Origin of the sequence: Planococcus lenghuensis, from assembly GCF_001999905.1 — a bacterium.
Taxonomy (GTDB): Bacteria; Bacillota; Bacilli; order Bacillales_A; family Planococcaceae; genus Indiicoccus; species Indiicoccus lenghuensis.
On the sequence record NZ_CP019640.1, the window covers coordinates 2,567,128 to 2,581,431 of the forward strand.

At 47.0% G+C, this 14,304-nt stretch carries 13 protein-coding genes; 4 read left to right on the plus strand and 9 right to left on the minus strand.

What is annotated here, in order from left to right; genetic code table 11:
• Positions 1–2: 2 nt before the first annotated feature.
• Together B0X71_RS13145 and B0X71_RS13150 are read right to left on the minus strand one after the other, a co-directional pair.
• Positions 3–677 carry a response regulator gene (locus tag B0X71_RS13145; protein ID WP_077589850.1) on the minus strand — a complete coding sequence of 225 codons (675 nt, stop codon included), beginning with the start codon at positions 675–677 and terminating at the stop codon, positions 3–5.
• 33 nt (positions 678–710) lie between these two features.
• Positions 711–1,853 (minus strand): sensor histidine kinase, encoded by a 1,143-nt coding sequence (locus B0X71_RS13150; protein WP_077589851.1) that lies wholly within the window; start codon positions 1,851–1,853, stop codon positions 711–713.
• Between the two features lie 173 nt (positions 1,854–2,026).
• Between B0X71_RS13150 and B0X71_RS13155 the strand changes: the two genes are divergently transcribed.
• On the plus strand, positions 2,027–2,659 hold the full coding sequence (locus tag B0X71_RS13155; protein WP_077589852.1) for a YigZ family protein: 633 nt from the start codon (positions 2,027–2,029) through the stop codon (positions 2,657–2,659).
• A gap of 110 nt (positions 2,660–2,769) precedes the next feature.
• Positions 2,770–3,771, plus strand: a complete 1,002-nt coding sequence (locus B0X71_RS13160; RefSeq protein ID WP_077591000.1) for an LCP family protein — start codon at positions 2,770–2,772, stop codon at positions 3,769–3,771.
• A gap of 730 nt (positions 3,772–4,501) precedes the next feature.
• On the opposite strand, the gene B0X71_RS13170 is transcribed toward B0X71_RS13160, so the two are convergent.
• The gene (locus B0X71_RS13170; protein ID WP_077589854.1) at positions 4,502–5,560 is read right to left on the minus strand and encodes a glycosyltransferase family 4 protein; all 1,059 of its coding nucleotides are present in this window, start codon (positions 5,558–5,560) and stop codon (positions 4,502–4,504) included.
• Between the two features lie 299 nt (positions 5,561–5,859).
• Here B0X71_RS13170 and B0X71_RS13175 point away from each other — a divergent pair, with 299 nt between their 5' ends.
• Positions 5,860–6,798 carry an accessory Sec system S-layer assembly protein gene (locus B0X71_RS13175; RefSeq protein WP_077589855.1) on the plus strand — a complete coding sequence of 313 codons (939 nt, stop codon included), beginning with the start codon at positions 5,860–5,862 and terminating at the stop codon, positions 6,796–6,798.
• Positions 6,799–6,910: 112 nt separating this feature from the next.
• On the opposite strand, the gene B0X71_RS13180 is transcribed toward B0X71_RS13175, so the two are convergent.
• Positions 6,911–7,861, minus strand: coding sequence for an NAD-dependent epimerase/dehydratase family protein (locus B0X71_RS13180; RefSeq protein ID WP_077589856.1), 951 nt, complete (start codon positions 7,859–7,861; stop codon positions 6,911–6,913).
• A 110-nt stretch (positions 7,862–7,971) separates the two neighbouring features.
• On the opposite strand from B0X71_RS13180, the gene B0X71_RS13185 reads away from it, so the two are divergent.
• Positions 7,972–8,271 carry a hypothetical protein gene (locus B0X71_RS13185; protein WP_077589857.1) on the plus strand — a complete coding sequence of 100 codons (300 nt, stop codon included), beginning with the start codon at positions 7,972–7,974 and terminating at the stop codon, positions 8,269–8,271.
• A gap of 45 nt (positions 8,272–8,316) precedes the next feature.
• Here B0X71_RS13185 and B0X71_RS13190 read toward each other — a convergent pair whose 3' ends face one another.
• The 5 genes from B0X71_RS13190 to nhaC form a co-directional block, all read right to left on the minus strand.
• Positions 8,317–8,916, minus strand: a complete 600-nt coding sequence (locus B0X71_RS13190; RefSeq protein ID WP_077589858.1) for a 3'-5' exonuclease — start codon at positions 8,914–8,916, stop codon at positions 8,317–8,319.
• A gap of 295 nt (positions 8,917–9,211) precedes the next feature.
• Positions 9,212–10,315: a general stress protein gene (locus tag B0X71_RS13195; protein WP_077589859.1), complete on the minus strand. Its 1,104-nt coding sequence runs from the start codon at positions 10,313–10,315 to the stop codon at positions 9,212–9,214.
• A 133-nt stretch (positions 10,316–10,448) separates the two neighbouring features.
• Positions 10,449–11,768 carry an NAD-dependent malic enzyme gene (locus B0X71_RS13200; RefSeq protein ID WP_077589860.1) on the minus strand — a complete coding sequence of 440 codons (1,320 nt, stop codon included), beginning with the start codon at positions 11,766–11,768 and terminating at the stop codon, positions 10,449–10,451.
• 159 nt (positions 11,769–11,927) lie between these two features.
• Positions 11,928–12,608 (minus strand): general stress protein, encoded by a 681-nt coding sequence (locus tag B0X71_RS13205; protein ID WP_198038594.1) that lies wholly within the window; start codon positions 12,606–12,608, stop codon positions 11,928–11,930.
• Positions 12,609–12,721: 113 nt separating this feature from the next.
• Positions 12,722–14,128, minus strand: coding sequence for a Na+/H+ antiporter NhaC (nhaC, locus tag B0X71_RS13210; RefSeq protein ID WP_077589862.1), 1,407 nt, complete (start codon positions 14,126–14,128; stop codon positions 12,722–12,724).
• Positions 14,129–14,304: the final 176 nt, after the last annotated feature.

Consider the following 14,304-nt stretch of genomic DNA (forward strand, 5'->3'; position numbering starts at 1 on the left):
CTTTATCGAACTTCCACCCAGCCATTTTTGATTGCTGTAACAACGGCTTGCGTCCGGTCATTCACCTGCATTTTCTGCAAAATGCTTGAAACGTGGTTTTTTACGGTTTTCTCAGAAATAAATAACGTTTCCCCAATCGCCCGGTTGCTTTGGCCATCCGTCAGCAGCTGAAGCACTTCACTCTCACGTTTCGTGAGCAAATGGTAAGGACGTCGGATTTCCGACTGGTGGAATGACCCCTTATTTTCCCGCTCGCTCAATCGCCGGAACTCCGCCACGAGGTTGCGAGTGACTTTCGGGTGCAGGTAAGAGCCGCCCCGTGCGACAACTTTGATCGCTTGGACAATCGCTTCTGCATCCATTTCCTTCAGCATGTAACCCAGTGCACCAGTCTTGAGAGCATGCGTTACATACGATTCATCGTCATGAATGGACAGGATGATGACTTTCGCATCGGGGTGCTGTGCGATCAGTTCACCGGTTGCTTCCACGCCATTTTTCTGTGGCATGTTAATGTCCATCAGGACTACATCCGGCTGGTGTTCTTCGTATAATTTACTGACTTCTGTGCCGTCGCCGCCTTCCGCTACTACATCAAACGAATCCTCGAAATCCAGGATTCGCTTAACTCCCTCACGGAACAGCTGGTGATCGTCCACTATGATTATTTTTGTCATTCAGTCATCCTCCTCCACTCCAAAAAATCTATTTCACTTATCTGTCGGTATTTGAAACATCAGGACCGTTCCTGCTCCGGGCGCTGAGTTAATAAACATTTTACCATCAATGAGGTCAACCCGCTCCCGCATGCCGATCAAGCCGTATGATTGCTGTTTAACCGCATTTGGATCAAAGCCGGTCCCGTTGTCTTTCACGATGAAGGTCACTTTGTTTTTCTCCCATTCAGCTGTCACCTGGATTTCACTGGCTTTTCCGTGACGAACGGCATTTGACACTGCTTCCTGCACCATGCGAAAGACCGGAACTTCCCTTTCTGCCGGCAGCCGCCTCTCCCTGCCTTCTGACTGGAAACTGATCCGGCACCCAGGGTTATAATCTTCAATTGTGGCCAAGTATTTTTTCAATGTCGGCACCAGCCCAAGATCATCGAGCGCCATTGGCCGCAAATCATAGATGATACGCCTAACCTCAGTGAGCGCGTCCCTTACCATCTCTTTCAACGACGTTATTTCCTGGAAAGCCTGAGCTGCCCCTTTTTCGCGGTATGTCCGCTCAATCAAATCGGATCGGAGAAGCACATTGGCCATCATCTGGGCTGGTCCATCATGGATTTCACGGGAAACCCGCTTTCGTTCCTCTTCCTGTGCTTCAATAATCCGAAGACTGTAATCTTGTTTCAATTGCGTATTTTCCAGTTCTGTTCTGTCCGACTTTTGATTGGATGTCATATAATTAATGACGAAATTCACCTGATTAACGAATAACTCAGCACGCTCAATCGTCCGCAGCAAATGCTGCAGCCGCTGTTCCAGCTCATCCCGTTTTTGCCGGAGCTGCTTTTCTTCAGAGCGGTTCACTGACAACTGAATTTGAAGATCATTGGCCTGCTCATACACTTTACGCACTTCGGTTTCAGTGTATATACTATTGTCCCGTGACACTTCCGCCAGCCGCCTGCGGGAGACTTGCGCTTTTTCTTCCAGCACATCCCCTTCCGCTATGGCCCGGGAAATATCTGTCCGGATCTTCTCCAGTTCCACATGCAGTTCTTCATAACTTTGGCGGCTCTGTTCACTTATAATGAAAATATCCTTCTTGGACTGGTTCATTGTCTCCATCATTCGGCCGAAAATGAAATCCAGTTCCTGGAAATTCGACTTCTTGGAAGCCATTTGCAACCCGCCTAATCTGTGCTGAAAATAATTCCTTAGCCATCTGGACAGCAGCTATGCAGAGGTTAATCCTAACTGCCTAGAACTTCTTTAGTATAGCATGAAGTATATAGGTATATATTAAGAAACCATTACAAATTGTCTGATTATATTCTACAACAGGAGGTCATAAAATGCGAGCCAATTACAAAACCATCAAAGGTTTTGCCACTGCAGAAATCATCATTCAGAAATCCCGATTCATCGGACACGCAGCGCGCGCAGAAACGGAACAGGAAGCGCTGGGCTTCATCGAATCCATCAAAAAAGAACACAGCAGCGCCACACATAACTGCTCTGCTTACCTGATCGGCGAAAACGACCAGATCCAAAAAGCGAACGATGACGGAGAACCCAGCGGGACTGCCGGTGTCCCTATGCTCGAAGTCCTGAAGAAGCAGGGACTAAAAGACACTGTTATTGTTGTTACCCGTTACTTCGGCGGGATTAAACTTGGCGGAGGCGGATTAATTCGCGCTTATGGCAAGTCTGTGACCGAAGCCTTAGACGCCGCAGGCATTGTGGAGCGCCGGCTTCACCATTTGATGGACGTTTCAATCGATTACACATGGTTGGGGAAAGTAGAAAATGATGTCCGGCAATCCGTGTATCCGCTAAAAGAAATCAGCTATACGGAAAGCGTTAATCTCTTTATTTATGTACCGGCCACTGAAGTGGAATCCTTTACAGCCTGGATGCTGGAACTGACAAACGGTCAGGCGGAAATCGAACAGACTGATTCTGAATTCCTGGAGTTTCCTGGCTGAATTCTTTTATTTTACTCGCCTTTTCAACCGTTGTATAATGGAGTGTAGGAATAAAATTGCCACATGACCGAGTTATGGACCACTTCATTTATGCGGAGGCAGATAAACTGATGAATAGAAAAGAATACCGGCGGCAGACAGGCGGCGGGAAGAGAACCTGGCTTAAATGGATCATCACTATTGCTGTTACATTGCTGCTTGCCGTTTCTGCATATGGTATTTTCTTGATCAAGCAGGCGGAACAGGCCGCAAATGACTCGTTTGAAAGTCTTGAAGGCCGTGATATCTCTGACTTGCGGACGGAAGAAGTTGAACCGCTCGACGATAATGTATCAGTCCTGTTCATGGGACTGGACAACAGTGAAAAACGGAATCAGCAGGACAACAATACCCGGACCGATGCATTGATCCTTGCGACACTGAATAATCAGGATAAATCAGTGAAATTGGTGAGTATTCCGCGGGATTCCTATGCTTATATCCCTGAAATCGGTACGGAGGATAAAATCACACATGCGTATGCCTACGGAGGAGCCGAATCGACAATCGAAACAGTGGAAGAACTCTTCGATGTACCGGTGGATTATTATGTGAAAATGGATTTCAATGCATTTGTGGCCTCGGTGGATGCTCTAGGTGGAATCACAGTTGAAGTTCCATACGCTCTTGATGAAGCGAATGAGAATGATCAACAAGATGCGATTCAACTAAGGCCCGGGATCCAGAAAGTTAATGGTAGCGAAGCGCTCGCTTTAGCAAGAACCCGCTATTACGACAATGATATTGAACGGGGAAAACGACAGCAGATGATTCTCGAAGCAATTTTAAATAAGGTGTTATCTGTTAGTTCCGTTTTCAAATATGGTGATGTTATAGACGCTGTCGGAGAAAATGTAAAGACAGATCTTACTTTCAAGGATATGCAGGCTTTCATTGAATATGCACAAGGTGGCCACTTGGACATAGAGAATTTCTCGCTGGCGGGTTATGATGATATGTCAACCGGAACCTATTACTGGAAGTTAGATGAAGATGCTCTTATCGATGTCTCCAATACTCTTCAGAAACATCTGGAGTTCCAACCGAATCCAGAGAATACATCTAGCAGTTAGGCATATTCCAAAACTGGAAATTGAACAAAAACTGATAGCGGAATTTAGAGCCACTCAGCAAAATGAGATAAGGAAAAGAAGCACTCCCAACGTCGTATGTAGTAAAGACGACAATTTGGGGGTGTTTTTTCTGTAGGTGATCAAAAAAGGGATCATCAAAGCGGTTCTAACAGGAAGAAATCAAACCAGAGGTTATCCGGACAAAGCTCAGCGACGACTATACTAGTGTAAAATCATGTAACTTCCCCACGAGGAAAGGATGCTTTATCTGCCAACCATTCTAAACTTCTATAACAACGAAGTGATTGTTTATCAAATCAGCAAGCCCAGCTCGTACTGGATACGCTGGCAATCGCTTGTCAGAAGAATAGAATATAGCCGGCCGGCATTATTCTGCAAGTTATCCAGGTTCCTCATACATATCCAGCGCTTTTCGGTGACGACAAAAGAAAAAGGCATTATCACTGGCATATTCCAAAAAGGAAACTGCTTTGATAACGCCGTCATCGAATCCTTCCACTCCCCACTAAAGTCGCAAGAACTCCCTGCCCTGAAAAGGGTATACTTAACTAATGCCTTTGTATAATGAAAATCGGAAGATTAAATGTACTACTACAACTACATTGGACCATTTTAAAAGTTAAACTGCCATTCCCCGATTGATTATCGGACAATGGCAGCCTCGGTGTTTTCTTATATCTCAAATTACCGGGTTAATTCATTTTTTGCCTCAGTGTTTTTCAGTTGCTTTACGATTTGCACGAAATAAGTTTAACAATGGCCGGTAATTCTGTCCTGCCAGTCCTATCACCTCAACAAATAACTCAATCACGATAAGCATGACCGTCACTAATAAGACAGCTCCCCAGACTGTTGCTTGTGAGAACAACAGTGCAGCTAAGCCAAAAAGTGCAGCAATTCCATAAATAATCAAAACTGTCTGGCTATGAGAAAAACCTGTTCGTAGCAAACAATGATGCAAATGTGATTTATCTGCAGCTGATAAAGGCTGTTTTGCTCGAAGCCGACGCACGATTGCGAAAAAAGTATCAGAAATCGGCACTCCCAAAATAATAATTGGGATAATAAGCGCAACTGCTGTTACATTTTTAAAACCCATTAGTGCCAACACAGAGATGATGAAACCCAGGAACAGAGCCCCTGTATCACCCATAAAAATCTTTGCCGGGTGAAAATTATAAAACAGAAAACCAAGTGTACTTGCGATCAGCAATGAAGCCATCACTAAGACAAACATATCCCCCATAATGAAGGCCATGCCGGCAAGTGAAATCATTGCAATTGTCGAAACACCTGCTGCCAGCCCATCAAGTCCATCAATTAAGTTGACTGCGTTTGTAATAGCGATGATCCAGACAATTGTCAGCGGAATGCTCAGATAGCCAAAATCCAATTGACCGCCGAATGGCAGATTAATAAATGTTATCTGTAAATCTCCCCACACAACGACAATCCCTGCAGCCAAAAACTGTCCCAAGAGCTTTGCCTTGGCAGTTATTTCTCGCATGTCATCGAATACGCCTGTTATTACAATTACTAATGCTCCGATCAACAGCGGAACAGCAGCCGGATTGTCTGGCCTTGCAACTAAATAACCGATTAAAAAAGCACAGAAAATGGCCAGACCGCCTAAACGAGGCATCACTCTTGCATGTACTTTCCGGTAGTTCGGACGGTCAACAGCACCAACCCGGAAAGCGAGTCGCTTAACTAATGGGGTTAAAACTATTGAGCCGATAAATGCTACTACCAATCCCAGGTAAAGCATGTTGTTCCTCCTCTGGCACCTCTTGTGCACGTAAATCAATTCACTAATGATAACACAATTCCTCTACCTGCCGGAAGAGAAATTTATTACTTTGAGAATATAGACGCAGTGATTCTGCTAAGGTTTCAACCATCAGTAGAGTTTGCAGGTGAAGTTTGTTAAAATATATGACAGTGGTGAATTCAGCAGCGAGAATGAGCAAAAGACTGAATCAATGCTTTTAAGAAACGAAAACAGGAATTAAAATGCGATGGTGTTCATTCACGTTAAGTATACCCTGAACAGGAGGAATTATTCCTATGGCAGACTTTTCACCTTTCAATAAATATGAAAAAAACGGCGAAGATTCAATTGTAGACTCCAACAAAATTACAGAAGGCACTTCTGCAGCTGAAGAGCAAACGGAGCCAGCTGAAGAAGTGAAAACGACTTTATCCATCCATCCTGACTGGGAAATGACAGAGGAACAGGAGCAGTCGCTCGAGATGCTCGGTTCTTTTTTACCTAACCTGAAAGCCGGGCAGCTCTCGCTGTCAGGCATCGAAATCGAGGAAGATGAAGAAACAGGTGATTGGCAGGTCGAAGCCTTTTTCCGGTCTTCTCTTCCAAAAGAGATCAAGCTAGGAAAAATGGAATTGCTGGTCCTTGATGACAAGGGACAGCCGATTGCTGCCCAAGTGTTCGATATGTCAGAGCTCGGCACACTCCCGCCCCGGTCGGACCGCCCTTGGGTTTTCCGTTTTGATAAGGCGAATATCCGGGCAGATAAGGCACCAGAAGAAGGCTGGAAGCTCACTTTCAATTTACGGTCCCTTATGCCCCACCGGCTTGATTTTGATGAAACCTGGAAAGACGCACTGACAGACGAGCAGAAAAAAGTTCTGGTAAAGGCTGTAAGCACACTTCCGGCCCTGAAACCCGGCGAAGTAAACGTTACCGGTTTTCAGATCCGGCCGCTTGAAAACGGCAATCTTGCCGTTTCCCTGCTGATCCGCAACGGTCGGAAGCGGAATCTGGTCATCGAGAAAATCCCGCTGGAAGTGCTTGATGCCCAGCGCCGGCGTGTCGCTGCCGGCTCATTCAATTTAAATAAACTGACAGTGAAGGCCAACACGACAAAACCTTGGAATTTCATCTTTCCAAAACAAATGGTTTTAGTCGATGATCCTGACTTCTCGAAATGGACTGTGCGGGTTGTGCAGCCTAAGAAGCCTGATCAGCAGCCACCTGTCCAATAATTACAAAACGGACTTGCAGCATTTTGCCTGCAAGTCCGTTTTTTTGTGAATAGGAATTTCCTTGTCCCGGACAGATCAGCTGAAACCTGTCGGCAGTAGTGCCCGCAATCTCTTAAAGCTTTTGCAGCACAGATTCCTGTTTGTCAGACAGCCCCGTCTTCAGTTCACGGGATTCTTCACTGAACCACTTCCGGGTGTCTGCCGCCAGTTCGGCAAGCGGTGTAAATTCCAATCCGGCTTGTTTGGCCCGCCTGTTATCTGCCAACAGAAAACCTTCCGGATACTCAGGTGATACGGGAATCCATAACGGAATCTCAAATGGCTGGATGTTTCTTTCCTTCAGTGCTTCATCGGACACCCATATTTTTTCTGCTCCTCCTGTATCGAGTGCATCCACGAATTCACCCATTGCTACAGGATCAGCGGTCACGTTGAACGTCCCTGTTGTGCCGGCTGCTGTTTGAGTGACCGTAAATTGCGCAAGATCCCGGGCCGCGATCCATTGGACTTTCCGGTCCGCACTTCCCGGTATGATGACAGTTCCCTTCTCTGCCAGCTTCACTGCCCAGTAAGTGAAACGGTCTGTCGGATCAAACGGACCTGCAACAATGCCTGGACGGATAACGAGCGCTTTCTCTCCGAATTCTTTCCGGATCAGTTCTTCACACATAATTTTCAGCGGACCGTACGTCTCGCCTGTTACCTGATCGCTGTCCGGTCGGGTTTTATGCAGAGAAGCATCTTCCCCGGCAGGTCCTCCGGAAAAGTCGTCATATACTGAAATAGTGGAAATGAACGTATAGCGATCGGTTTCCACATGCCGGAGCACAGGTTCTAAATCAGCGGGACTGTATGCACTTACATCGATGACGGCATCCCATTTTTCCCCTGCCAGTTTATTTGCATCCATGCGCCGGTCTCCGGTGATCCGCCGAAGTTCCGGAAATGCATTCGGCTGGCTCTTCCCCCGGTTAAACAGTGTGATATCATGCCCCTGTTTCACTGCTGTTTCCGTAATATGCCGGCCAACGAATGAAGTTCCGCCAAGTATTAAAAGCTTCATCAAAAATCCCTCCATAGTCACAAGTGTTTATAGTTTCCTTTTCATAAAAACGTGGTATGATAATTCAAATTCTATAAATAGACTTTAAAAACAGAGGTGCACAAACTAATATGAACGACGAATTTCGCGAGTATGCCATGAAGACGCAATGGTCACCGGCCGATGAAGCAGCTGTCCTCCGCATGGAATGGCTGAAACGCGCAGAACTGGCTAAATCCATCACCTGCCCGGGATTGCTTGTCGATTTGTCACTTGATCAACATGCAGAAGTACGGGAAGGCGCTGCACACAATCCTTATACACCGTTGCCCACACTTCGCCGTCTGGCAGACGAGGATCTCTGCAGCAGCATCCGGAACGCCGCCAGACTGACACTTTCATCACTCGCCGCATCTTCTTCCACAGGATAATAATATAACTAAGCCAATTGCCTCCAGCTGCTCTGCTGGAGGCTTTCAATTTTGGACAGCACAGAACTGGTAAATCGCTGCGGCAGCCAGGCAATCACCAAGTGCATCATGAGCGTGATGTTCCAGCTCGAGAAAGGCTGACAACGTCGTCAGCTTGTAATCCGGGATGTTCCGTAACGTCTGTTTGGCAAGCCGGACGGTATCGATGACGGTATATGCCGGAATAGACGCTATGGAATCCAGTGCATACAGAAATCCCATATCGAACGGGGCATTATGGGCGACAATCGGATAATCTCCAATGAATGCGATTAAATCATCGATGACTTCTTCAATGACCGGTGCCCCTGCCACGTCTTCATTCCGGATGCCAGTGATGGAAGTGATGGTCCTGGAGATATGGCATTGTGGGTCCACCAGCAGGTAGAAGGTATCCGTACGGCGATGATTTTCATACTTAACCGCCCCGATTTGAATGATCTTATCTTTCCAGGCACTCAAACCGGTTGTTTCAAAGTCGAGAACGACATAATTTTTGACCACTTCCATGCTGAGTGAATATTTCTGTTGCCGGTTTTTCCGGCTGCCGCTGTATTGCATTTTTTTCTTTTGTTTAAGTAATTGTTCCGCACTCCGCTTTTCCATCGGTCCCCGCCTTCCTGAACAGTTTTTATTGTACATGAAAGAGTTTGGAATTTCCGGCAAAAGAAAAATGCCTGCACATTTTTCTTTTGTACTCCTTTCTATACCGAGCTGACCAATCAGTCAGCAAAGCCGAAAGAAACTGAACGCTCCGTCATCAACAGACCTTGGAATTGCCATAAAAAAGCTGCCCCACAAGTTTGCAGGGCAGCCTTCGATGTTTCTTCTGCATCTCCATAATTATACCGCAGAAGCATTCAAGTCATACAGCGGTCTTACCTTCAATGGCGCATGTCGTTTAGAATGGCCGGGATGAAGGCGGTAAATCGTCATTGCGGATACTGCGGCGATTTCGCCCATCATCCGGCAGGTCGTCTTCACGATCGCTGCGTTCCCGCTTGTCAGTGACCACTCGTTTTTCCCGCTTTGTTTCCGCAAGATGCTGTTCCTCTGAATCCCGCCCGAATGGTGCCGGACCGAGATTCGGATCGTTGCCGGGTGAAAATTCATCGTCACTGCGGTTCACCCCATCATTGCGGTCTTCATACGGATGATCTTGATGACGGTCGGCTTCTTGTTCTGTTTCCCGCAGCAGACCTGGTTCATGGTTAGTACGGGCACTCGATCGCGGTTCAATATCATCCTTACTTGATGATGGATGAATCGGAGAACCATGCTCTTCTTCATTATTGCTTGCTTTATGTGCGGCTCTCTCACCTTTTTGCACGTCCTTGTCAATGATTCGGGCATCAGGATGCCGCACATCGTCTCCCCGCTCTTCGTGGCGGTCAAACAAAGCATATGCCGTATTGCGGCCATGGATACCGTCATCGTCTTTAATATGCTTCCCTTCGATATACCGGTCATCAACATAACGGGAATCATTCTGCGTCTGTTCCGCTTCTGGTGTGGGCCGGCTTGTATTATCTTCTGCCCGGCGTGTTTCCGTTCTGTTATCAGTTGAATCAATCACGATGCGTTCTGCCGTATAGTCGGTCTCACTGGTCTCATCTTCTTCAAAATTCGTTCCGGCTGCGATCACCCGGCCATCATCGAATTTATCCCCCACCGTCGTTCCCGTATCGTTGATCCTATCACGGCGCGGTACTCCGTGATCCGCATAAATTACTGCTCCACCGCGGTTAAGCCCATCCTTGAACTTTCCCTGATCCGTTTCTGTCAGGTTCAATTCGCGGAAGCGTTCTTCGTTTAAGTCCCTGTCTGTGTAGAAAGATTTGAATCTCTCTGTTCCATCTGAGACGTGTTGAATCAATTCGCTTTCATTGCTTGCAAGTATATGCAAATCTCTTTCGTTATAACCCTGCAACTTCAGCTCTTCCACTTTCCGGTCCAGTTCATCCGGTGTATAAATCACTTCTACTAAACGTTCATTTGACTTCATAGTTAGCCTCCTGTCTTCAAAATATGTCTACTTTCTATGTACCCGGTGCCCCAGAACCATTAAACCATCCTGTGGCGGTGTGAATGACAGATAAATGCAAAAAACTGCCCCCCGTTCGGGAGCAGTTTCAGCGTTATTTGGCTTTGATTGAAGCGACACGTTCCACTGCTTCTGCGACCGCCTGATGTACCGCGGGGTTCAGCGCATTCGGCACAAGATCGCCCGGTCTTGTATTATCCACGATCGCTTCTGCTGCTGCGATCAGCATCGCATATGTGATTTCCTTAGCTTCCGCATTCAATGCGCCGCGGAATATTCCCGGGAAGCCCAGCACGTTATTGACGAGACGTCCGTCAGCAGCAAATGCAGCACCGGCCTCAAGCGCATCTTCCGGTCGGATTTCCGGATGTGGATTGGACAAGGCCAGGATGACTTGCCCCTTTTTCACCATTTCCGGTTTTATGAGCCCTTGTACGCCTGTTGTCGCAATGACGATGTCACATGTATCCATCAAATCATTGAGCGAATCCATTGTTTTTCCGCCATAACCTTTTAGTCGGTTTACTGCTTCTTCGTTCAGATCAATGCCGAATACATCCTTCACTCCATATGCCATGAGCATTCTGCAGATTGCAATGCCGGCTGCCCCCAGTCCGATCTGTCCCACTACCGCCTTTGCAGGATCAATCTCCGCCGCTTTGCAGGCTGTCAGAAATGAAGCAAGTGTCACGACAGCTGTTCCGTGCTGATCATCATGCATGACCGGAATCGGCAGCTCCGCTTTCAGCCGTTCTTCAATTTCAAAACAATGAGGGGATCCGATATCCTCAAGCAAGATTGCACCGTAGCTCTGATGGATGTGTTTCACTGTCTCCACTACTTTGTCCGGATCGCTCGTGTCCAGTAAAACCGGTACACCGCTGATACCTGCAAACTGGTCAAACAGAACAGCTTTCCCTTCCATGACGGGCATACCTGCGACCGGCCCGATGTTTCCCAATCCCAAAACCGCAGTACCGTCAGTCACAATGGCCACTGTATTGCCGATGCTTGTGAAGTAGCGGGCCTTTTCCGGATGCCGCTGGATCTCTTCGCACACATTCGCTACTCCAGGCGTATAAACCCGGCGCAGGTCACTCAGCGACCGGACGTCCGTCTTGCTCTTCATATGAATTTTGCCGCCCTCATGCGCCTTTAGCACATCATCAGTCACAGCAAGGATTTTCACACCATTACCAAGTGCTTCCACTTCACTAACAACCGCATTCAGTTCATCGTCGTCTTCACAGACAACTGTAATATCACGCACCGTTGAAAGCGTGCCGATTTTAATTGTTTTAATGTCACCGATATCGCCGCCGACATTTCCAATAGCCGTCGCCACTTTTGCAAAACTGCCGGGTGCTGATGGGATTTCTACGATCAATGTCCGAATAACTTGTCTTTCTGTCATAAAGACCCTCCTCTGGAATATGCTCTTCTATGTTACGTTATCCCCTTTAAATGGTACAGCAAAAACAGCAAAGAATCCCTTCAGACAATAAGATATCACCTATGAACATAAAAAAATCATCATGCAGCTGTTGCTGCATGATAATTCTGATTCAGCTTCCTATTGTTCAGGATTGGAATTTGTCTCTGTCTTGCTCATTCCAGCGCGGGGTCGCTGAACAAATGGTTTTTCTCCTTCAGTGAACGAGTAATGATTGATATCCTTCAGCAGGATTGGGAATACCATGAAATCACCTGTTGGGATGAAGGTTTCTCCTTCGGCGAACCGCTCTTCCTGCTGGCCGTAATTATTATCAACTGAATTGACATACTGATTCGTTGACGGCGAAATATGGGCATCTGGCGCGTCTGCACCGGCTGCGGATCGGTCCTTGAAGTCACCGTCCCGGACTGCATCAACCGGTCCTCGGTCATGTCCGGTTTCTGCTGCAGCCGCTGCAGTTCCCGCTTCTTCTTCCACATAAAGCAAAACGCCGCCGCTTCGAATAGCTTCCCGGCACTTCTCACGTTCAGCATCGGTCAGATGGAGTGCATTCAGTCCTTCATCGGCCTGATCCCGGCCACTTAAAAAGTTTTTGAATTTATCTGCAAACGAAGAATTGCTATGATCTGATTCCACTTGAATTCCCATCCCTTGTTCCCAGGACCGGAATTTCTTTTCGTCATCCGCAATTACATGAATATCGTGTGCGCGATACCCCTTTTTCTCCAGGTCAAGAATCCAGTTTCTTGCTTCGGCATCAGAAAACGCGATACCTGCCAGTTCTTTATTCACGTGCATAGTGAAAACCTCCATTGAGTCTGATAGTATTATTCATCTTTACCCGACTCCCGAGAATCCCTAAACACAACAGCCTCTCAGCATGAAGAAACTGAGGGGCTGCGCACTGTTTATTATTCAGGCTGGACAGTATCCGGTGTATAATCGTCTGACTGTTGTTTCGTTATCGTAAAACCGGTCAGTCCGTAGATGATGGAAATGAGCGGCACAGTGTAATTGAAGACCGCAAACGCCGCATATTCAAACGCACTGACACCAAGTGTTCCGAGAATAAAGACACCACATGTATTCCAAGCAAAGAAAACAGAAGTCAATGTCCCGCCGTCTTCAAGGGCGCGGGATAAGTTTTTAGAGGCCAAGTTCTTTTCCTTGTACGAACTCGCATACATCCGGGAGGGGACTACGATCGAAATGTACTGCTCGGCGCACATAGCATTCGTTGCAGTCGCTGATAACACAGTGGAAGCAACAAGCCGGCCGCCGGTTTTGGCCATTTTCAAAATCTGGGCCATGATTGCCTTCAGCATTCCGGTATATTCAAGAATACCGCCAAACGACATTGCCACGAGAATCATGGAAACGGTATACATCATTGAATCGAGGCCGCCCCGATTGAACAGATCATCCACGAGAATGTTACCTGTTTCAATAACATATCCGCCCTGCAGAACACCGACCGCTTCCGAAAGCGATCCACCCTGCACGAAGATCTGCGCAACAAAACCAAGGAGCACACCGACCAACAATGCCGGGATGGCAGGAACTTTAAAACCGACCATTACGAAAACAGCCAGCGGAATCAGGAGCAGCCATGGCGAAATAACGAAGCTGTCCTGCAATACAGCCATCGTCGTTGCGATATCTGCTGTGTCAGTACCTGCAGCTGAAAAATCCCGGCCCAAAAACCAGAAAACAGCGAGCGCAATGATGAAACCAGGCACCGTTGTCCACCACATATGCTTAATGTGAACGAATAAATCCGTACCGGTCAACCCGGCTGCTAAATTGGTCGTATCTGAAAGCGGTGACATTTTATCCCCAAAATAAGATCCGGAGATGACCGCTCCCGCAATCATCGCAGGAGGAATTCCCATGCTGAGTCCAATGCCCATTCCGGCAACTCCGATTGTCCCCATCGTTGACCAGGAGCTTCCAATGGCCAGCGAAACCACTGCACAAATTACAGCGATTGACACAAGAAAGAGGGCCGGTGTTAAAATATTCAGCCCATACAGGATCATGGTAGCCACTACACCGCTTCCGATCCACGAGCCGATAATAAGACCGATTAAGATAATGATGATGATGGCCGGCAAAGCAAGCCGGATGCCTTTGTACATCGCTTCTTCAATGTCTTCCCATTTACTTCCGGACCGCCAGGCAACCAGCGCTGCAACAGCCGTACCGAACAGAAGCGGCATATGTGGCCCCTGTTCCAGGTATACGATGGTGATGAGCATAGCTGCAATCATTGCAATCAGCGGCACAATCGCCCACCAGAAAGATATCCGATTTTCCATTCATGTTCCCCTTTTCGTCTATTTTTAATAAAAACCTGCCATTTTAATATTCTCTCCATATTCCGACAAGAAATCAAGCCTATTTTTTATACAGTACTGAATATTTAATTAGATACCAACGGACTACAAGATCGAACGAACTAGTTTGATTTCGAGACTTTCATACGCAAAAAGTT